This window comes from Paenibacillus ilasis (assembly GCF_043195395.1).
GTDB classification, from domain to species: domain Bacteria; phylum Bacillota; class Bacilli; order Paenibacillales; family Paenibacillaceae; genus Paenibacillus_AQ; species Paenibacillus_AQ lautus.
The window spans coordinates 2,746,261-2,769,301 of record NZ_JBHDJG010000001.1 but is presented as its reverse complement, the minus strand read 5'-3'; the positions used below and the strand labels follow the sequence as shown (position 1 = coordinate 2,769,301).

General features: G+C 49.7%; 12 protein-coding genes. 9 read left to right on the top strand and 3 right to left on the bottom strand.

All coding sequences use genetic code 11. The annotated features are described in order from the left end of the window. The 3 genes from ACETK5_RS12645 to ACETK5_RS12635 form a co-directional block, all read right to left on the bottom strand. Window positions 1-1,530, bottom strand: a complete 1,530-nt coding sequence (locus tag ACETK5_RS12645; protein WP_100537057.1) for a spore germination protein — start codon at window positions 1,528-1,530, stop codon at window positions 1-3. Between the two features lie 3 nt (window positions 1,531-1,533). Then, window positions 1,534-2,622 carry a GerAB/ArcD/ProY family transporter gene (locus tag ACETK5_RS12640; RefSeq protein WP_326114921.1) on the bottom strand — a complete coding sequence of 363 codons (1,089 nt, stop codon included), beginning with the start codon at window positions 2,620-2,622 and terminating at the stop codon, window positions 1,534-1,536. A 486-nt stretch (window positions 2,623-3,108) separates the two neighbouring features. After that, the gene (locus tag ACETK5_RS12635) at window positions 3,109-5,166 is read right to left on the bottom strand and encodes a GxGYxYP domain-containing protein (RefSeq protein ID WP_394055968.1); all 2,058 of its coding nucleotides are present in this window, start codon (window positions 5,164-5,166) and stop codon (window positions 3,109-3,111) included. A 316-nt stretch (window positions 5,167-5,482) separates the two neighbouring features. Between ACETK5_RS12635 and ACETK5_RS12630 the strand changes: the two genes are divergently transcribed. From ACETK5_RS12630 to ACETK5_RS12590, 9 genes are all read left to right on the top strand, one after another. Continuing rightward, on the top strand, window positions 5,483-6,631 hold the full coding sequence (locus tag ACETK5_RS12630) for a GntR family transcriptional regulator (RefSeq protein WP_326114918.1): 1,149 nt from the start codon (window positions 5,483-5,485) through the stop codon (window positions 6,629-6,631). A gap of 165 nt (window positions 6,632-6,796) precedes the next feature. Beyond that, window positions 6,797-9,028: a hypothetical protein gene (locus ACETK5_RS12625; RefSeq protein WP_326114917.1), complete on the top strand. Its 2,232-nt coding sequence runs from the start codon at window positions 6,797-6,799 to the stop codon at window positions 9,026-9,028. Window positions 9,029-9,052: 24 nt separating this feature from the next. Then, the gene (locus ACETK5_RS12620) at window positions 9,053-12,130 is read left to right on the top strand and encodes an alpha-mannosidase (protein WP_394055965.1); all 3,078 of its coding nucleotides are present in this window, start codon (window positions 9,053-9,055) and stop codon (window positions 12,128-12,130) included. Window positions 12,131-12,177: 47 nt separating this feature from the next. Further along, window positions 12,178-13,104, top strand: a complete 927-nt coding sequence (locus ACETK5_RS12615; protein WP_100537063.1) for an ABC transporter permease — start codon at window positions 12,178-12,180, stop codon at window positions 13,102-13,104. Between the two features lie 12 nt (window positions 13,105-13,116). Further along, entirely contained in the window at window positions 13,117-14,013 is an 897-nt protein-coding gene (locus ACETK5_RS12610; RefSeq protein WP_100537064.1) for a carbohydrate ABC transporter permease, read from the top strand. Window positions 14,014-14,085: 72 nt separating this feature from the next. Continuing rightward, entirely contained in the window at window positions 14,086-15,744 is a 1,659-nt protein-coding gene (locus ACETK5_RS12605; protein WP_100537065.1) for an extracellular solute-binding protein, read from the top strand. A gap of 161 nt (window positions 15,745-15,905) precedes the next feature. Then, window positions 15,906-17,918 (top strand): glutaminase family protein, encoded by a 2,013-nt coding sequence (locus ACETK5_RS12600; protein ID WP_394055963.1) that lies wholly within the window; start codon window positions 15,906-15,908, stop codon window positions 17,916-17,918. An 18-nt stretch (window positions 17,919-17,936) separates the two neighbouring features. Beyond that, on the top strand, window positions 17,937-21,155 hold the full coding sequence (locus tag ACETK5_RS12595; RefSeq protein ID WP_394055961.1) for a glycosyl hydrolase: 3,219 nt from the start codon (window positions 17,937-17,939) through the stop codon (window positions 21,153-21,155). Window positions 21,156-21,419: 264 nt separating this feature from the next. After that, entirely contained in the window at window positions 21,420-23,021 is a 1,602-nt protein-coding gene (locus ACETK5_RS12590) for a CehA/McbA family metallohydrolase domain-containing protein (RefSeq protein ID WP_394055959.1), read from the top strand. Window positions 23,022-23,041: the final 20 nt, after the last annotated feature.

Genomic DNA, 23,041 nt, shown 5'->3' with positions numbered 1-23,041 from the left:
TCATGTAGGTTCCCTTTCTTCAGATGTGTCATCTATCGTTTGATACATTTGCGGTCGTTTTTTGTTGAAAGCCCAAGGTTTTTTCAAGAGGGAATTCATCAGATCTTTGATGGTTAATGGTGACAAAGGAGCTAAATACGGAAGACCGAAGGATTCCAACACAGAGAGATATGCAATGAGGCTTAGTACTCCAATGAAGAATCCAAGCATCCCCAGCAAGGAGGACCAGATTAACACATAGACTCGGATAATGCTGACCGTCCCACTTAGCGTCTGATTAACCAAAGTAAAAGTTGCGACCGCTGTCGTTGCAGATACAACCAGCATGGTTGGTGATGTAAGGCCCGCGCGGATGGCGGCATCACCGATAATCAGACCGCCTAACACTGCGATGGTTTGACCGACTGCTTTGGGCAGCCTGATGCCAGCCTCTCTGAAAAGTTCGAACATACCCAGCATTAACAGGATCTCCATCGGCCCGGACAGCGGAAGCCCGAACCGGGAAACGGTAACGGTCGCTAGAAGCAGAAAGGGGAGCTGATCCATGTTATAGCTTGTCAGCGCTACCCAAAATCCCGGCAGCATAATGGCGAGAAAGAGACCCAGCAGCCTGAGAAGTCGCTCAAAGATTACAAAGTAATAAGGAAAATAGGAATCTTCTGGCGTTTTTAATAATTCCATCAAATTGCATGGGGCTATTAATGCCATTGGCGAACCATCCACAAGAATAACGAAACGTCCTCGAAGCAAGCACTCCACTACAAAATCCGGTCTGCCAATGTAGTCCATCAGCGGAAACAGGGAGAGAGTAGAGTCGGAAAGGGCTTCTTCCAGTTGACCGCTGGTTACGAGAGCATCGACTTGGATGCCTTTTAATCGCTCTTTAGCCTCGTTGACTACTTCCGGGCGTATGATATCGGAAATGTACAGCAGCGAAACTCGGGTCTGACTGCGTTCGCCGATAACCATTTGTTCATTATGGAGCGTGGCGGTGCGCAGTCTTTTTCTGACGAGTGCCACGTTCGTGATGATATCCTCCGTAAAAGCGTCTCTTGCGCCTTTGATGGCCACCTCGGTATTGGATTCCTCAGGCTGTCTATTGGGACGCGCGGCGATATCGATGGAATAAAAGCATTTTTCGGTTGAAAAAAATAGTATCAATCGCCCTTCAAAGAGAAGCTTTACAACATCGGCATGCTTGTTAACTTCACTCCATTCCATCGATTTATCCAGTTCTCTGGCAAGTGGTTCCCAATCTTTGAAGTGCTCCAGCTTTTCTTCCAGATCCGGCAGCACGTATTGAGTCATCACCATGGCATCAACCATACCTTCACTGTAGATCAGCAAAGCAGGAATCGCACTAACATTCTTTGCCGGGAAGGATTTGATGACAACGTCTGCGGAAGAGGCAAACATGGAACGCAGGGTATGTTCATCCAATGTGTCGAAAGTGGGCTGACGGTCAACAGCACCCCGTACTTGTTTTGAATTTCGACGGAACATTCGATTTCGAGGTCTGTGATGTGTCATCGTCTACCCGCCCCCTTTTGTTTTAGGTCTAAATGTGACTACGATCGCAATGAACAGTGTCAGCCCAGATAGGAAGCCAAGGAATGCAAGTGAATATTTGCCCAGAACGAATAACTCGATTTGTCTATCGATTACCGGAATTAAAGAGAAGGCAGACAATGCCACCCCGAGCCCTAACAAATACCAAAAGCGCCGCTTGGATTTTTTAAAGGATATGCCATCCGCCATAATAAACAGGAAAAGAGAGATACGGATTAATGTCCCTGAAATCCATTGGTATAGAGCCAGAAAATCGACATGCGTTATATATTTCGTAATCGTGACCAGCATCCACTGTTCGTAAGCGGGATAGCGGGATTCCATCGCAGGAACAGGACCGAATGTGGCGATCGCTCCCATCAACGGTCCAAGCGTGAGCCCGCCGAGAAGGACGGATAATATAACGATGGAGAGGTAGTTCATCTTTCGTTTCATATGATGCTGAAGAAAGATCAGCACAATCATCTCCATAAAACCGCCGCCGGCTACCATCATGCTCTTGAGCATCGGGGTGTAACCTTCTACGAATAGTGGTGTCAACAAGGAATAGTCCTTATATTGAAGATTCGACACAGCTACAAAATGGCCCAATACCCACACGATGGGAAGTAAGATTCCGGATATAATGGCTATTGAGCGAATGCCGTTATTCGCCACATAAACGCATAACAGAATAATGGCCAGCGAGACGACCGTTTTGGGCGTTTGCGGTAGGTAGGTGACCCGAATCCAAGTCGCTGTTTCTCTTAAAATGACCATGGACATCCAAAAAAAGTAGAGTGTCATGATACTCACAAATATCCAACCGACGACCGAACCAAAACAATCCTTGAACCAGGTGAATATCGATTGCTGCTGCGTTCGTTTCATGATAAAGAACAAAATGTAGACCCAGCCAATATGCAGGATCATCGTCAGCAGGGTACCCATCCATGCGTCACGGCCCGCGTACTGCAGAATAAGCGGAATCAGGATAACATGATTGGTGATACCCAATGACAACAGCATGATGAAGTAGACCTCAATCAATGATATCTTTTTGCTAGTGGGCATTATACTAATCTCCATACAAGGGAATACATGCTAATCGATATAGTGAGTATTCACCATTTGCCGCATTTTATGTATAAGAGAAGGAAGTACAGCAGAGAGTCCTTCAAGTTCATAACTAGTTCGAGCATCTGTCGAATGGATGTGGTTTTTGCGATTACCCAAGAAATAATCAGGGGAAATCATCTGGCTGCAGATTAATTTGACATCGTAAATCGGGTCGATTGATGGGGGAGAGGAGGGTTGAACGATGTTAATTAATGATATTAACTAAATTAATTAACGGCATTAAACACCATCAATGAATAGTGATTGCGGAGATAATTAATGCCATTAACTAATTATATTTAATGACGTTAAATATTTTCTCTAAAGGCCGCAAACAAGGGGGAGGGCAGGATATCTATTACATCATAAAAGCATCGCAGGTCCAATCCTAATCGGACCTGCGATGCCCCTATACATCTGTCACTTGTTTAACAGGAATCATCATTTCTTAATTGGCGGCAAGTTGTAGCTTTCACGGATCAGAGAGAAATAATGATCGGCGCGAACGACTTTGAAATCTGCCCCGAGCTGTTCGGTTAGGGCCAGCGCATCGGAAGGGGTCATGCTCCATGCGAGCATACCGAGTGAGACAAACAACGGTGACTTACCGTCCCAATTCGCTTTGGCTTCATTGAGCACCTGCAATCCGTCTTGAACGGTGCTGATCCCGCGGATCGTGGATACGGGCAGGCTGTCGCCAACGATTTCAACCCCGTATTTGTCTTCATAACTAATAAATAAACCGGGTACGTTATATTCCTCCTCATATGCTTTTGCTTTAAACGGAGATAACGGCACATTCTCGCTATCGACTCGGTTCAGAACATAAGGGATCGTCATTCCCGTCTTTTTCAGATATTTCTCGGTTTGCCGTAAAAACTGCTGGAAGCTTGCATCCGGCCAAGGACTAGGGTAAAAATATCCGGCACCAGACGGCCCGGCAATCAGCAAATCGTTCTCTGTAGCCGAGTTGAGATAATAATTCAAAATCGCGGGAGCACCTTCATAGAGCAGCGGGCTGGAGGTCCAGTTGATCGGAACTTTGCCCCTCGCCGGGTCATCCCACATGACGCGCATGCGATGCTGGTTATATTGAAAATTGTCTCCTTCCGTAAAGGTATAGGTCACGTAGATTTTGTTCTCAAGTGCCGGTTGTGGAGGTGTTTTCGCGAGCTTGAACTTCGGCTTGGTTCCGGAGAAAACGGTCAGATTGCTGAACCAATCGGCCGCCAGAACATAGACGCCATAACGGGAAGCGATCTCGACCGAGCTGAACTCGCCCTCCACATCATTGCTGAACCAGCCAAGGTAAGGAGTACCCGGCTCCACATCGGACATGATTTTCTCGAAGAGCGCTTTTTGCTCAGGCACATTAGAATCGAGCCAGAATACCATCGCTTTATTGGCAACGGCGTAATCTCGTAAATAGCCATAGGGTTCCTGCTGCTCGGCAGAAGGAGGGCGGATATTCCCCGCCGAAACCTTGTACTGGTTCCACATATCGACTTCAGCGGTCAGTTTCTCAGTTCCCGCAGGAGGGGTGAATTCATATACAAAATAACTGCCGTTATCGGCAAAGCGGTGCCCGCCTGAGCCTTCACTAAACTTGGAGTTTTGCCGATCATAGAGATAAGTCTCTTCTTCAGGGGTTCCTGCGATGAAGGTCGCTATCTCTTTGCCGTCTGCCTTAACCGTCACTTCATGTACCGCGGGTCCCCAACCATCCTGGGTGAAAGCATCATCAAAGCGCAAATAAACCGATGATTCTCCCAAGAGGGAGGAGAGGTCGAGGTTATAAGTATCACGGTTGCTTGCATCCCGCACCTGCTGCTTCTCTTCTGCAATTGTCACGAACGATTCAGGCAGTCCGGAAGGAATACGAATCGCTGTATCCGGATCCAGCCCGATCAGCATCTGATGAGTTGTCTGCTTCCACAGATGCTCATATTGCCAGGTGTATGCTTCAAGCCGGCTATCGAATTTGCCGCGAAGATCGTCCAGAATCTTCAAGTCGTATGGAGCTTTGGACAATTTATCGGCCAGCTCAGGGCTGGCAACGACCGCCTTCTTCAAACCTGCGAGCGTGGTGGCGACATTAATCGTGTCAGGAACTTCCGGATCATATACAATCATGCCTTTTGCCTCGCTGCGATAAGCGGAGAACACGTCCCAATAATCTTCATGAAGCGTGTAAGGCACGTTTATATCGTTAAGCCAGGTCATTTTCCCTTCTTCCTGGGATTCAATCAAATAGATCCGGGGCTGTTCCCTGTTAACGATTCCCTGCAAGGTCCCTAACAACAATTTATTGTCACCTGGCGCATCATAAATATCTGCGGCGTCCAAATGCTTAGGCTTCTTGAAACTTGGCAGTTCACGATGATTGGAGCCGTCAGTTTGCGCTGACTGTGGATCCGTTTCGGAAGCGTAAGCTGCGCCGGTCGTTAATGAAAAAGCACATAGGATGGCTAAACAGAGAATCGTGAATCTACGAGCCATGGCGAATTCACTCCTTGTTATGGTCTATGGTCAGAAATTGAAGCGTGTGTTCATCCGTAAACCTCTATCCTCCTTTTGCGGCCCATTAGCAGGTCAACACGCTTATCAACACATATTAAATATATTCAAATATAGATTTACAAGTGGTTCGACAAAACCTCCTATAATTCTTGAAAATTAGGCAATTTAAACACAGGTATAGCAAGGGTTTGTCGTCATGGGCTGTTGATCGACTCATGCTTGTTTATTGCGCTTGTATGTGTAAGGATATATTATATATTTCAAATATTATGAATGAATTGGTGATGTGATTAGAATGAGTGTAAACGATCGAATTCCGTTGTATCAGCAAATCCAGGACTATATCCGACACGTCATAGCAACAGAAAATATGAAGCCAGGTGATCGTATTCCGACAGAGAAGGAGCTGATGGATCAGTTTCATGTCAGTAAAATAACGGTTGCCAACGCCCTGACCGGATTAGCGAATGAGAAATTAATTGCCCGCGTCCCGGGCAAAGGCAGTTTTGTAGCAGAGGAGGCCAGCTTCTTACCTGCGGGCCAGGCATCGACGACGCCGCTTAAGGGAAGAGACGGGAAACGGGCCACGGGCATGATTGGCGTGATTATGCCCACCATCCATGATTATTTCGCGATCAGACTTATCGAGGGCATCCAAGAGGCACTGAATGACGAAGGTTATCGGAGCATGATCATGTTGACTGACGGCAAGCTGGAAAAAGAAAAGGACGCCATCAAAGAGCTGAAGGCACTCGGAGCCGAAGGCCTGTTAATTTTCCCGGTCGACGAGGAGAACTACAACGAGGAAATACTGGGTATGAAGCTGTCCGGGTTTCCTTTTGTGCTGATTGACCGGTATTTGCCTGGGGTCGAGACGCATTATATTGCCGCCGATGGAAGGCGCGGCACGAGACTCGCCGTTGAACATCTATGGGAGCTGGGACACCGGAACATCGCCATATGCTCCGATTCTCCCCTTCAAACCGTCACCGTTCAGGAGCGGATCGAAGGATATATTGATGCATTAAAGGACAAAGGCGCATTAATCAATCCGGCGCATATGATTACGGATTTCAAACCGCTGAGCGTGCTAAAGGATGCCGAAGCTCATCCACTGTACCGGTATATCCGAAATCGTATGGTTACCGCCTATATTTCGCTGAACGGGAGATTGGGCGTACAAATCTATCAGATGGCTAAGCAAGCGGGGCTTAACGTGCCGGAAGACGTTTCGATCGTCAGCTTCGACGATCCGACTTCCATCGTGGAGGAATTCAGCATATTTACCCATGTCAAGCAGTTTGAATGGGATATGGGATATCAGGCTGCCGGCAAACTGCTCGAAGTTTTACGAGGTCATGGAGAAGTGAAGAGCTACAGCAAATTGCTGATTGAGCCTGAGCTTGTGATCCGCCAAACTTCGGGTCATGTTCCACAAACTTAATCATTACGCTAAGGAAGAGCCCTTTCCGTTAACTAACGGAGAGGGCTTTTTTTAATTCTCTCTAAAAAACATATTGAATATATTAATATTATATATTATATTCTAGAAAATGATGGATTACCTAGAAGCACAAGTACATCTAACCTGAGCAGGGAGGTTGAGAACGTGCCAAAAGATCGCAGAGAAGAGCGAACCGGGTTTCAGGAATCGGCTCCGTATCATCCCGACTATGATCTTCAGACTGACTTTGTGATGGTCTACGGAATTGACGAATCGATGCCGGAGCGCATTCAGCAATGGAAGGAAAAGGGATATATCGTCCATCTGATGACAGGCGTCGCATGGGGGACATACAACAACTATCTGGACGGGGAGGTTGACGGCTTATCCCATTGGGATGAAGCTCAGACCGATCGTCACGGGGAGATGATCCTGCATGGCAAACGACCGGTTATTCCTTACATGGTGCCAACGATTTCCTTTGGCCGCTATCTAGCGGATCGAATACGGATCGCGGTTGATGCGGGCGTCGAGGCCATCCATCTGGAGGAGCCGGAATTCTGGGTGAATGGCGGTTATTCGGAAGCGTTTAAGCGGGAATGGCTGCTGTTTTACAAAGAGCCATGGATTCCACCGCACACTTCACCTGACGCACAATACCGAGCCTCCAAATTGAAAGCGCATTTATACACGCGTGTGCTGGACCGGTTATGTGCAGAGATGAAGGATTACGCACTAACTCGTTACGGCCGAGTCCTTCGCTTTTACGTTCCGACCCATAGTCTGATCAATTATACGCAGTGGCGAATCGTCAGCCCGCAATCCGGACTCGTTGAGCTTCCATCCATTGACGGATACATTGCACAGATCTGGACGGGTACATCAAGGACGCCAAACGTGTATGAAGGGCAACGCAAGGAACGAACGTTTGAAACCGCTTACCTTGAATATGGTGTGATGCAGGAGCTGGTTCGCGGAACTGACAGACGCATGTGGTTCTTGCATGATCCGATCGAAGATAACCCGAACCACACATGGGCGGATTACAAACAGAACTACTTAAAGACCGTTGTCGCCTCACTGCTGCATCCCGGGGTTGCCCATTACGAAGTTTCACCCTGGCCGCGAAGAATCTTTAAAGGAACTTATCCATCCGATGACGGCTCGGGTAAGGAGTCCATCCCGTCGGACTATGCAACGACGCTGCTCCAGGTCATGCATACGCTGGGCAACATGGGCCAGGAAGAGATCGTATCGGCGGAAGATGAAATCCAAGTTGGCGTCCTTATTGCCGACTCCGCTATGTTTCAACGGATGAAGCCGGAACCGGAAGCGCCCGATGCCGGCAAATACGACGGTACCGACCCTGAAGGATTTCAGGCGGAAGGGGACACGGAGCTTCTTGATTTTTCCCCTTTTTACGGTCTGTCGCTGCCGCTGCTGAAGCATGGAATACCCGTTCGTCCGCTTCAGCTGGATAATGTAAGGCGGTATCCGGGGTATTTGGCTCCATACCGAGTGCTGGTTCTGAGCTATGAATTCTTCAAACCGGAGTATCCGGACATTCATAATGCGCTTGCCCAGTGGGTGCACGAAGGCGGGGCGCTGATCTATGCGGGCGATGACAGCGACCCGTATCATGGCATTCGTTCATGGTGGAACCATGATCATAAGGATCAACCGTTTGGCTCGAAGTACAACTCACCGCGAGAGCATCTGTTTGAGCAGCTTGGTCTGAAGGAGAAAGCGGAAGGGATCCATCGGGCAGGAAAAGGCGTCGTGTGCTGGTTGGATCAACATCCGACTGAACTTGCCCTATCCAAAGCCGGGGCAGACCGGCTGCGGCACGCTGTCCAAGCCACGCTGGAGGCACTTCAAGGCACAGAACGAACGGTGATTCCCAAACATTATTTCAAGCTCAAACGAGGTCCTTATCTTATCGTTTCGGTTCTTGAGGAATCGATCACCGATGAGCCGTTGAACATCGCAGGCCCGGTTGTGGACTTGTTCGATCCAAAGCTATCCGTTCTGCCTCAGGTTATGTTAAGTCCAGGGAAACAAGCACTGCTCTATGATGTTGAGGCCGGACGCCCTTCGGACGGCAAGGTATCCGTTATTGCCGCTTCCTCCCGGATCGAGAATCTTGTCCAGACGGAATCAGGTTTCCGATTCATTGCGAGAGGGCCGTCCAATCTGCAGGCAAGCGCGAGATTATACTGCCCAACAGAGCCGATATCTGTCCAGTACATCATTCAGGATCAAGCCGTACCTGCCGGATGGGCATGGGATCCGCAGTCGCTAACCGTCCTGCTGCAGTACGAACATGGCGGCGCGAACCTGGCAGAGATCCAGGTTGATTGGACAGCGCAATTCATACCTGAGCCTGCAACCGATTGATGCCATAGAGAGGAGCAAATCATCATGCCATACGAACCGATAAGGCTGGAACCGTTAAAACAAATGTTAAAGCATCTCCGGGAAGCTATATATGAGCCCGTTGCCGAGTTGGAAGTGACGGCATGGGTTACGCCCGAGCCCGTATCGTACATGGATCGAATGACAGGCACGCCAATGACGCTTGTTCATGGAGAACGATGGGGCAGACTGTGGGACTGTGCCTGGTTCCGTTTTACCGGGAGTCTTCCGGCTAATTGCCGTAAGGAAAACGTCGTCCTCTTACTCGACATCAACGGCGAGTTGTGTCTGGTAGACCAGGAAGGTTCGCCGGTTCAGGGATTGACTACCGTGAATTCGGAATTCGATTTTTCATTAGGACTCCCCGGCAAACGTGTTGTCCGGCTTCATGAGATGTACATGAACGGATCTGACATTGAAGTATGGGCAGATGCAGGCAATAACGATCTCTTCGGCAAATATCGGGGAGGAACCTTGAAAGAGGCTGTCATTGCGATCTGCCGGGAAGACATTCGAGGTCTCTATTACGATGTCGAAGTGCTATTGGAAGCTGCGGAGCAGCTCCCTGCCGGAACCGCACGCAAAGAGAGAATCTATCATGCGCTGTATGACGTATCATTGCAGCTTACGGATTTCTCGCCGGAACCGATCAATCAAGCGAAGAGGCAATTGGATAAACAATTACGCTTGCAGGGGGGCGATCCGGTCTTAACGATCAGCGCGGTGGGTCATGCACATATTGATTTAGCCTGGTTGTGGCCCATCCGCGAAACGATCCGGAAAGGTGCCCGAACGTTCTCGACCGCACTTCGCATGATGGAACGCTATCCGGAGTATGTATTCGGCGCAAGCCAGCCCCAGCTATACGACTGGATGAAGTTGCATTATCCCGCGCTATATGAACAGATCAAGGAGCGGGTACGTGAAGGCAGATGGGAACCGCAGGGGGCCATGTGGGTGGAATCGGATACCAATGTGCCGGGCGGTGAATCCCTGGTACGCCAGATCCTGTACGGCAAGCGATATTTTCAGCAGGAATTCGGTTTGGAGATGAAATCGCTCTGGATGCCGGACGTATTCGGTTACTCCGCAAGCCTGCCGCAGCTGCTCAAGAAGTCGGGCGTGGATTACATGATGACCCAGAAGCTCTCCTGGAGCGAGTATAATCGACACCCTCACCATTCCTTTCTATGGGAAGGGATTGATGGTTCCGCCGTATTAACGCATATGCCGCCTGAAGATACGTACAACAGCCCGGCGGCCCCGCGTTCCATCGCCAAAGCGGAGCGGGAATATTTAGATAAAAATGTATCCGCCCATGCCCTGATGCTCTTTGGCATTGGCGACGGCGGAGGCGGTCCGGGCGAAGAGCATTTGGAGCGGCTGGCACGCGAGAAGAACCTGCTCGGCCTGTCCCCCGTCAGGCAGGAGCCCTCATGGAAGTTCTTTGAGCGATTGAATGAAGAACGCGAGTCATTCCAGACCTGGCGCGGTGAGCTTTATCTGGAGAAGCATCAAGGCACCCTGACCAGCCAGGCCCGAAGCAAAAGGTACAACCGAAAGATGGAGAAAGCACTGCGCGAGCTGGAGTTTGCTTCCGTGCTGGCTGCCCGGTTAGGCAAGACATACCCATCCGAAACGCTGGAGACGATCTGGAAGGAAGTCCTGCTGTATCAATTCCACGATATTCTTCCGGGATCTTCAATTAAGCGGGTGTACGATGAGTCGTTAGAGCGGTATGAAAAGCTCCTTTCACAAACGGAAGCCATGATTACTGAAACCTACCGCTATCTGGCAGACCACATTTCACACGATGCCGAGGCTTCTTCTGGAACTGTCGTGTTCAATTCGCTGCCTTGGGAACGCCGGGAGTGGCTGCGCTCAAATGGACGATGGCATAACGTGTTGGTTCCATCGATGGGCTACGCCGTCATATCAGATGTCGCCGATCCTGGCCTTGGAGTCGAAGATGAAGTAGCGTCAGGGATCGAAATGCTTCTGGAAACACCGGAGACGGAAATAGACGTTACAGCCTCGGAACGAAGTCTGGAGAATGACAAATTGATCGTTACATTTGATCAAAATGGAGGCATTGTATCGATCCTGGATAAGGCGGAAGCACGCGAAGTCATTCAGCAAGGCCGCTCGGGTAATGATCTGCGCGTGTATCATGACGACGGGGATGCTTGGGATTTCCGTCATGATTATTCGGCAAATCCAGGTAAGCCGTTAAATCTCCTTCATATTCAGGAGCTGCGGGACGGCCCGCGAATCGGGCTGGTCTTCGAATACGCTTATGGGGAATCCACGCTGACTCAGAGCGTTGTGCTAACGGAGGGCAGCCGACGCATCGATTTCGAGACGGTCGTTGATTGGAGAGAGAACGGCAGGATGCTAAGAACCTCGTTCCCGGTCAATATACGCACGGATCAGGTTCACTGCGAAATTCAGTTCGGCAGCTTGAGCAGGCCGACCCACCGCAATACGATGTGGGATTTTGCGAAAGACGAGATTTGCGCTCATCAATGGGTTGACTTATCGGAGCCGGATTATGGTGTCGCGCTGCTCAATGATTGCAAATACGGCCATCGGGCGATCCATAACGTGCTGGATCTGCATTTGCTCCGCAGCAGCTCTTACCCGGATCCGGAAGCGGACCGCGCGGAGCACCGATTCACCTATTCGTTATATCCGCATCAAGGGAACCATGTCCAAGCCGAAATCTACCGAAGAGGCAATGAACTGAACATCCCGCTTCGTACGATGACCCTGCCTTCCAAGCCTGATCAAGAGGAAGGAAAGCTTCCTTCATCCCAAGCATTTCTGCGGCCGGATCATCCGAACATTATGGTGGAATCCGTCAAGAAAGCCGAGGATGGCGACGACATCGTGGTTCGTCTCTACGAAACATCGGGAACACATGCCAACACGGCACTTCATTTCGGATTTGAAGCGGCCGAAGCCTGGACTACGGATCTGATGGAAAACATCCTTACTGCGCTGCCGATTGACAAAATATCCAATACCCTTGCGCTTTCCTTCACGCCGTTTGAAATCATCACGCTGCGTTTGAGATTCCGTTAATATAACCGGGGCGGTCCATCCGCCCCACTGAAAGGAGAGGTGGGAATGTGAGCAAGTCACGATTAACCAACAACCGATTCATGAAACGAATCTGGCAGCACAAGCTCTTTTACTTGTTCATGCTGCCAGGCATCGTCTGGTTTTTTCTATTCTCTTACGTGCCCTTATACGGAATTCAAGTTGCTTTCCGGGACTATACCTTCGTTGGCGGATTCACCGGGAGTCCCTGGGCAGGATTTAAATACTTTGAACAATTCTTCAATTACTATCAGTCTGGTGACATCATTCGCAACACGGTCATCATCAGTCTCATGAAGCTGCTGATCGGATTTCCGATGCCGATCGTGCTTGCGCTCCTGTTAAATGAAGTTCGGAAAATGAAATTCAAGAAGACGATTCAGACTCTTTCTTATTTACCTTATTTCGTATCGTGGATCGTGGTTGTTACTCTCATGCAGCGTTTACTGACTCCATACGGGGGTCCGGTCAATGACTTGCTGGGGTCATTCGGAGCCGAATCGATCCAGTTCCTGAACAACCCTACCTGGTTCTACCAGATGATTGTCGGGTCGGACATATGGAAGAACATCGGCTGGAATTCCATTATTTTTATGGCCGCCATTGCGGGTATCGATCAGCAGCTCTATGAAGCTGCCAAGATGGATGGCGCAGGACGTTTCAAGCAGATGTGGCATGTGACACTTCCAGGTATCCGCAATGTGGCCATCATATTGTTCATTCTCGCCGTGGGGAATCTGATGAGCGCCGGGTATGAACAGCTCCTTCTCCTGAATGGTCCTGCGACTGCCAGTATGGGCAGCGTGCTGGACGTGCATGCCATCAATTCCGGTATCCGGGAAGGGCGTCTCAGTTACGCCGCTGCGGTCGGACTGTTCCAAAGCATCATCGGGCTCATTCTGGTTCTGACCGTTAATCGAATCGCCCGCAAAGTCAGTGATGTATCCCTGTTCTAAGGAGGTGACGTTATGAAACGTAAATGGTCATTATTCTCGGTGTTCAATTACACCGTTCTTGCCATCATTGGATTTTCCATGATCTATCCGTTTATTTATATTTTGGCGTATTCCCTTAATGACGGGAAGGATTCCATGATGGGGGCGATCTATTTTTTGCCCCGTAAATTCACGCTGGAGAACTACGCCCAGGTATTCGATAATGCCCGCATCTGGAAAGCGTACCAAATTACGCTCATGCGCACCGTGCTGGGTACATTCCTTCATGTTGTGCTGTGTACGCTCATGGCCTATGCGCTTTCCAAAAAAACATTGCCAGGCCGCACTTTTTTCACCTTTTACATCTTTTTGCCGACGATTTTCAGTGCCGGGTTCATCCCGTTCTTCATCACGCTGCAAAAACTGCATCTTATCAACAGCTTCTGGGTGTATGTTCTGCCGATGCTGTTCAATTTCATGCACATCGTCATTATCCGGACCTTTCTGCAAGGCATACCCGAAGAGCTGGAAGAGTCCGCCCGCATTGACGGGTACGGCGATTTTCAAATCTTCGTTCGGATCATACTTCCGCTTTCGGGACCGGTGCTGGCCACCATCTCCCTGTTTATTGGAGTGGCCCATTGGAATGATTGGTTCTCGGGGGCGTACTACGTATCCAACAAAGATTTGATACCCGTGCAGACCCTGTTGCAAGAAATGCTGACGGAAGCTGAAGCACTGTCCAATTCCATGCAGCGGGCCGCGCAGCAGGGAGGGCAGACGGTTGGTGGAACCAGCGGTGCTGGCGCAACTCCGGAATCGCTCCGGATGGCCTTGCTTGTCATTACGGTCTTCCCGATCTTGTGCATTTATCCGTTCCTGCAGCGATATTTCGTAAAGGGGGTTATGATCGGTTCGGTTAAAGGTTAGGTCATCCTGACCCGGAATTTGTCCAAAGCTTTACCAAGATCATTGATATCCATATTCCAGGAGGCGATTGGTTTGAAGAGGGTTTGGTCGAAAGGCGTATCCGCATTGCTCGTGTCCATCATGGTTGGAGGTTTGCTGATCAGCTGCACGAATTCATCAGGGAACGGAGATAACGGAGAAGGGGCAGAAGGAGAGAATTCATACAAACTCAAAATATTACACAATTGGAATGGCTCAAACGGTTCCGATGCCATGACACCGGTGGAGGAAGTCATCAAAGAGAAGACGGGCGTTACCCTGGAGTGGGAATATACCAAGGGCAGCGAGACGGAGAAGGTCAACCAGATCTTCGCCACGCAGGATTTGCCGGATATCTATACCGGACCTGCCTGGGGCGGGGAACTGGATGGCATCATTAAGGCTGCCAACGAGGGACAATTGGTGGACATATCGGACAAGCTGAAGGATTATCCGAACCTGTCCAAATCCATTGCGGAAGAAAATGTGCCGCCGGCATTATATGAGAAAGCGATTGATGCTTACGACGGCAAAAAATATTTGCTGCTGCAAAATCAGCCGGCCACGAACGAAGACGGTATGGATTGGCTCTATGGCTTCTATGTGCGCAAAGACATTGCCGAGAAAGTCGGCGTCGATCCGCAATCCGTTGTCACGAAGGACGATTTCTATAACTTCCTCAAAAAAATCAAAGATGCCAATCTGCAAGAGAACGGCCAGCCGGTCTTTCCGCTGGGCGGTTTCAGTAACGGCTGGGCCGTTGGCATCGGCAACACTATGTTCTACCCGGGTGCAAGTTATGTAGATAAAGGTGACGGCACGGTTGAACATAACTTCTTCACGAAGGGTTATGAAGAGTACACGCTGTTCTACCGGAAGCTGGTTGAAGAAGGGCTGCTGGATCCGGAAACCTTCACCCAGACGGACCCGATCGCCAAGGAAAAAATCAATCAGGGCCGCATCGCTATCCTTGCCGCGCACTATCCGGCCATTCTGGATGCTTCCAAGGAGTATGTCTCCTCGCATCCGGGCAGCGACTACATTCCTCTCGGCCCATTGGAGCGCGCTGACGTCGAGCCGGACAGGCCTGTTGATCTCGGAATTCAGGGCAACAACGTGACGGCGATCACGAAGAACTGTAAAGGCGCTTGCGTCGACGCAGCGCTGAAATTCCTGGATTTCATGGCCTCGGACGAAGGGTTCATGCTGGCAAGATACGGAGTGCAGGGCGTTCACTGGGACATGAAAGACGGCAAGCCGGTTGCCAATCAAGAATGGTTTGACAAATTCAGCACGGACACCAACATGAAGCTGCGCAAGAACGAAGGCATCAGCATTGGCCTGGAGTCGCTGACGGGTCTTGACCGGATCAATTCGGTTGCTGGCGGAGACATCTGGGCTGAACAGGAACGGCTGGACGCCATGGAGAACGCACGCAAAATCCTCCGACCGAACGGCATTCACGTGATTACCGCCTATAACCCGGGCGATGTCATCACGAAAGCGCCGGAATGGGAAATGCTGAAGCCATCGATGGATCGGATGGGCGATGCCTGGAAGGAAGCGGTTTTTGCCAAATCGGATGAAGCCGCCATGAGCATTATCAACGAACTGCGCGAACAGCTCCGCAAGACCGGATACGATAAGGCGATGCAGTTCACGAACGAAAATCTGAAGGGGAAAGACGTGGTAACCGTTCAGATGCCGAACTGATGACGTCCATCATCAAGGGAGCCCGGTAATACGAAAGGCTTCGCAGCACCTTGGCAATCAAGGGGGCGAAGCCTTTTGCGCTCTTCTCACTTTTGTTTCCAAATCGCAAGGATATGAAAGGCATTATCCAGAATAAAGAAGAATAAAGGAGTTGAAGTCAGATGACAACGAAATTCAGACCTCCATCCGTACCCCTGGTCACCGTGGATCCATATTTTAGCGTGTGGTCCGCTGCAAATCATCTCTACGATGATCATACCCGGCATTGGACGAACAAGATTCAGGGCATGACGGGACTAGCCATCATTGATGGCGCCCCGCGAAGATTCATGGGAAAAGTTATCACGCAGGATGCGTCAGAACGACTTGAGCCTGAAGCGCTTGAGCAAATCGATTTGACAGTTGAGCCGCTAACCACCCGTTATACGTTTCAGGGGAAAGGCATTGAGCTTCAGGTTGAGTTCACCACGCCTTTGTTGCTGGATCATCTTGATCTGTTATCCCGGCCCGTCACGTATGTGACGGTACAGGTTCGTTCGATGGATGGGGGTGCCCATGATGTTAAGATCTATTTCGATGTCACAGGCGAGTGGTGCGTGCATACACCGGATCAGCAAGTGACCTGGGAGCATCGCCTAATCGATGGACGCTTGAATATGATGTCGATGGGCACTGTGGAACAGCCCATTCTACAGCTTGCCGGAGACGATACGAGGATCGATTGGGGGTACATGGTTTTGGCGGTCCCCCGTACGGAACGTGTCCAGACGGTGATTCATGCTGTGACAAGCCGTGAATCATATGTACGAACCGGTCAATTACCGTCGGAAGATGATCATCAGAAGCCGCGACCGGTATCCGATAACGTTCCCGTTATGGCCGCTGAAATCGAATTGGGTCCGGTCCGGGAAGAATGGGTATCCGAGTATCTGATGCTTGCTTATGACGATATTCATGCTATCGAGTATTTTAACCAGCCGCTGGATGCTTACTGGAAGCGAAACGGAACGACGTTCCATGACATGCTGTTGCAGTCAGCCGACCAATATGAAGACATCATGCAGCAATGCGAGAGCTTCAATCGTCAGCTCATGGCCGAGAGTCTTGCCGCAGGCGGCGAAAAGTACCGGGATATCTTGGCGTTGACCTATCGACAGGCAATTGCCGCGCATAAATTGGTTGCCGATGAAGCGGGACGCGTGTTGTTTTTTTCCAAGGAGAATTTCAGTAACGGATGCATCGCTACGGTCGATGTCAGTTACCCGTCGATTCCATTGTTCTTAAGATACAATCCTGAACTGGTCAAGGGCATGATGCGTCCGATTTATAAATATGCCACAAGCCCTGATTGGCCGTTCGATTTTGCGCCTCATGACGTGGGAACGTACCCCAAAGCCAACGGTCAGGTGTATGGCGAGAATAAACTGGAATACCAGATGCCGATTGAGGAATGCGGGAATATGCTCTTGATGGCTGCCGCGGTATGCAAATATGAAGGAGATACGGATTTTGCCCGGGAACACTGGGAACCTCTTACCGCATGGGCGGGGTATTTACTGCAGCATGGGCTCGATCCGGATAATCAGCTGTGCACGGATGATTTCGCCGGACATTTGGCGCATAATGCGAATTTGTCCATTAAAGCGATCTTGGGCATTGCAGCGTATTCGTACATGTGCGACCAACTGGGCTTGCAGGAAGGAGCCACTTATCTTGCAGCCGCTCGAAACATGGCGAATGAATGGATATCCATGGCCGATGCAGGAGACCATTATAAGCTTACGTTCGACAGTGCCAATGATTCCTGGAGCATGAAATATAATCTGGTATGGGATCGCCTGCTGGGATTAAACCTGTTTCCAAAAGAAGTTGCAGCCCAAGAGCTGGAATATTATAAACATAAACAGAATCGATACGGTCTTCCGCTGGATAGCCGCGATACGTATACAAAAGCGGATTGGCTGGTATGGTGTGCCTCTATGAGTGCTACGCAATCCCAATTCGAAGCCATGATTGCGCCCTTATGGGATTTCATGAATGAAACCTCTGCTCGCGTTCCGGTGACCGATTGGTATGACACGATGAGCGGCAAGCAAATGAATTTCCAGAACCGCTCCGTTGTCGGTGGGTTTTTCATCCAATTGCTGATGTCCCGGTCTGGATTAAATTCGTGAAAAGACAGGTGATGCAGTGTGAATAACGTTAATGTTCAGGACGAAGTAGCCCATAAGGATCTAAAGCAGGAGCTAACGCAGCTGAAGGTGCAATTCGAGAATCCGGATGCCACGTATCGCCCGCAGCCGTTCTGGTTCCTGAATCATGAGCTCACGAAGCCGGAGCTGGAAAGCCAGATACAATCGATGTATGAAGCGGGTGTCGGCGGTGTTGTTCTGCATGCTCGTCATGGGATGCAAACCTCGTACCTGTCACCGGCATTTATGGAAGCGTTGGAGTTCTGTACCCTGGAGTGCGAGAAGCGCAGCATGGTCGTCTGGCTGTACGATGAGGACAATTGGCCAAGCGGAACGCTGGGCGGCAAGCTGACCCGTCGGCATCCGGAATATCGTATGCGATACTTAAGGGTCGAAGAGAAAAGATATACGCACGACGGACAGCAGCAAGGCTTGAAGCTGGACTTTGCACGCTATGATCATAATGAGCTTATAGTCATTCTGGCTTATCGCGCTGTGGAGCAGGACGGGGAATGGCTGCTCTATGATGATCCCGAGGATCTCACGCATGCATGGGGAGGAGATTGGACGCCGACAACGGAGGATTCTTATATCGTGCTGGCCTGCTGGTCCTGTGAGATCGCGGAAGGCATCACGTTTGCCCAAGGGTACTACTTGGATACGTTGAATCCGGAAGCCGTCCAGGCTTTTATCCGAATGTCCTATGATCCGTTTCAGTCCTTACAGAAATACTTTGGCGCAACGATTCAAGGTGTTTTCACCGACGAACCCGGGCTCATGATCCACGATGGTTTCTTTGGCGTGGAAGCGATCCGTACGACCGTTCACGATGTGACCGCTACCCTGCCGGGCATGGTCTTTGCTTGGACACAGGGCATGGCACAGCGGTATCGCCAAGAGAATGGTTATGATCTCATCCCACGGTTAGGCGCATTGTTATACAACATGGCTGATGGCGGCCGATCAACGAAACAGCAATATTATGATACGATAACGCGCTGGTATGTTGAGGGTTATCATCAGGCGATTCGTACATGGTGTGAAGAGCATGGACTCCTGTACATCGGTCATACGCTTGAAGAGCCGGTCTGGGGACAGGCCAGATCGCAAGGCAATCAGACCCGGGTACTGCAGCAGTTTCACTACGCAGGCGTGGATTATCTAACGCCCGGAATCGGTACGAAGGAGAATCCCCATCGGATAGTGTCCGTGAAGACGGCAGCTTCTGTCGCGCTGCTGAACAGCAAGGAACGGGTAATCTGCGAATCGTTTGGGGCAAGTGGTCACGGCTATTCCATGCGTCAACGGCGACTGGATGCGAATTTCATGGCATTCCTGGGCGTTAATCTGTTTATCCCGCATGCGTTCTATTATTCGTTTGCCGGGTATCGGAAGACCGATTTTCCGCCGACGGAATTCAAACACGCGCCGCATTGGCCGCATTATCGTGCTTTTGCCGATTATATCGGGCGACTGAGTCTGCTCGGCGCGTCCGGTAAACGTACACCGGAGGTTCTTCTGCTGTCACCTATTCAGACGGTATACGAAAATATGTTCGAATCCGGTCAATCGAATAGACATCCCTCTTCTGATGCTATGTTCTCGCTCCTGTCGGATCGTTTGCTTCGCAGATCCATTGATTACGACTATGTAGATGAATGTCAGCTTCGCGAAGCCACCCTTATGGATGGGGAAGGGGTTCGATTTAGCGAGGGTGGGAACGTATATTCGGTTTTGATTATGCCGGAGATTGAGGTCATGTCGAAGGACATTGCCGCACAACTCGTTTCTTATGTGAAGCAAGGCGGTACTCTCGTGGCTGTAGGAGCGATCCCGCGGCATAGCGAGTCTTTGCATCATGATCCGGAACTGGCGAAGCATGTGCATGCGCTATTTGGTTCGACTCCGCAGCATGATGCGTTACGACCCATTGGCAAGGGTTATAGTCTGTTTTATTCCCTGGAGGATCGCGATTCATTGGATTCGTTGTGTGAACGTTTAGGCGGGTTATTAAGGAAGTCTCCTGTTTTACGATGGAAGTTGATCGAAGGTCAACATGAGGATTTAATCAGTGTAGAACGTGTGTTCGATAATCAAGTATTTGTGTGGCTGATGAACTGGTCGGAGAAGCCTGTTTCCTTGAAGCTTGATGCAAGAGAGGCGAAGCACCGTATTGAAGAATGGGACTTGGAAAGCGGGAACATACGCCGGTTAACCAGCGATTCCGTTCTTACCTATGCTCCCGGAGAGCTGCGAGTTCTCTCGCTTGTACCGGAGCAAGGCCCAATCGGCGAAAAAGAACAAACGTTCGATTCGGATCGAAAATCCAAGGATGTAATCGTTCTTGAAGATATGTGGCGTTTTCAGACCCTTGAACCCAACGTTTTATTACTGGACCAATGGCAGGTCACGCTGAATGACCGAAAGTCCAGGATGAACGCAACGATGCCTGGGCAAGTGAACACGTATCGTACAACGTTTACCATGACGCAGGAATTGATCGAACGATTGCAATCACCGAGCGATAGGGGGCTTCCCGATCAATCCAATATCAACCCATCACCGAAGATCGAGTTAATTCTGGACGATGTGGAGCAGAAAATACCATCCCATATCGGCTTTCTGCAGCGTAGGCGCAATCTTGAAATCTTCGTGAATGGCGTAAGGCAGAATGCGCTGCAGCCCTCAAATTGGCAGGATCAACACTATGCCAGCGTGGATGTCACCTCTCATTTGTTAGCAGGCGAGAACGAACTTGAGATTCTGACGGTTTCATTGCTGGAGCCGATGCCGGCGATTTCATTCCCTGCATTTTTGATCGGACCCTTTGTTATAGAGGATCAGATGAGGCTAAATGCGGGTCGCGAACATGCGTTTGGTTGTTGGTCATCTGCCGGCTATCCTTATTATGCGGGAGCGGGAGAGTACTCACAGCAAGTGGATCTAACTCAACTTAACTTGGCTCCAGATGAGGAATTATGGCTGGAAGCAGAAGATATCAGAGAGACGGCTTGTTTATACGTGAATGATATGGAGGCAGGGATCCGGTTGTGGCCGCCTTATCACTGGAACATCACGCCATATGTTGAGCAGGGGAACAATCACTTTACCATCCGTGCAGCCAATACGCTGGAGAATTTGTATGGAAAGTCTGCTTTGCCTTCAGGGATGAACGGACAGGTCAAGTTGGTTCGTCGAACCTTATCCAAAGATATATAATCTTATAAGATATTTCTGAAAATGACTACAGCGAGTTCAGGTTGTAGTCATTTCATTAATTTAGTTTACATAATGTATGATATGTAACCTTTTAACCGAAAAACTTGCGTATTTCGAGTTTCAAAGCCGGTTGCTTTTTCTATCGGACATAGGTAGGGGAGCTTCATTCTTACAAATTCAACGATTTACGATGACATTCTCTTAATCATGAGGGCTTACACTTGAGAAGTTTGATGAATGATAACAACTCGGAGGTGCCATGAAATGCAGCTAAAGAAGAAAACCATCATGGTTTTGGCGCTCAGCTTGTCCATTCTTTCGCAAGGCATGATTGTTCATGCCAAGGAAGACGGGGCGAGGTTTAAGCCGGAAGGAAACGGCAAATGGATGACGGGTGAGTATCACGCGCATACGTATCAATCCGATGATGCCAGTCAATCGCTGCAGGAATTGCTGGACAACGGATTCGAAAAGTATCACTTGGATTGGATCGCGGTCTCCGACCATCTTAGAGTTTCTAAACGGGACGACGAGGGAAATCCTCTGGCCGGCGGAGCTATTCCGTTCTCTAAGGGAATGGCTCAGTACCAAATCCCCAAGATCCAGCAGCTTCAGAAAGCAGGGAAATACAAGAACAAAATGATCTTTTCTGGTGTTGAGTGGGACATGCCTACATATGAACATGTGGGAGTCGGCATTATAGCAGGCAATTTCGGTTCAGAATCGAGCCTGAAGGCAGTTCGTCAGTTCGAGTATCTGTTCACCGATCGCGAGGAAGCGATGTTCGATCCCAAAGATGTTGCCGAATGGAACAAACATGACAGCCGGGCCTATACTACACCCGAAGATGCCCGAACAGCGCTGGCTTGGCTCCAGAAAAACTACGGGAACAGCAGTTATGCATTGCTCAACCATCCTTCTAGAAAAACCGTGTACACCATCGCGGATATACGGGATTTCAACAATATTGCGCCGGATGTCGTATTTGGAATGGAAGGCATGCCCGGGAATCAGATGGAACCGGATCGTGGCGGACTAAATTTAGCCACACCGGAAAACAGAACCTACGGCGGTGCTGATTTCATGATTGCCAAGGTTGGCGGCGTCTGGGATGCGCTGCTTGGCGAAGGGCGCGAATTTTGGAACTTTGCGAACTCGGATTCTCATTTTGAGATCAGTGAAAACCGTTTATACTCCAGTGGATATTGGCCGGGACAATATGCGAAGAACTACACTTGGGTGAACGGAAAAGATATGCAAAGCGTATTGGACGGTATGCGTTCGGGTAAATCATTCTCCGTTTACGGCGATTTAATTAACGCGCTGGATTTTCGCGTTCGTCATGGGAACAAGCAGGCCGAGATGGGAAGTAACCTGCAAGTGAAAAAAGGGAACCCCATCGAAATAACGATCCGATTCAAAAGCCCGGACCAAAACAACAACGGTGATTCTGTATCCGTAGATCATGTCGATTTGATCTCAGGCGACGTAACCGGTAAAGCGAAACCAGGTACGGCCGCTTACAGCAAGAGCACCAACGATTCGACCAAAGTGGTTAAACGGTTTACGAGCAAGGATTGGAAAACCGATCGGGATGGATATAATGTGATTACGTATCGGACAACAGCAACGAAGGATCAATATTTCCGATTAAGAGGGACTAACCTTAGCGTGAATGTTACTGGAGAAACCAGCAATGGCGATCCACTGATGGATCTAAAAACGGACATCGAAGACAACGAGCAGCGGTTTGCGGAAATTAATAAACGGAACTACAGCGACCTGTGGTTTTACTCCAATCCGATCTTTGTTAGCGTTGACGACAAGCCGGTTAAAGCCCCTAACAAACAGGGGAAGCATCCGTAAGTCGCGGCTCGCGCACGATT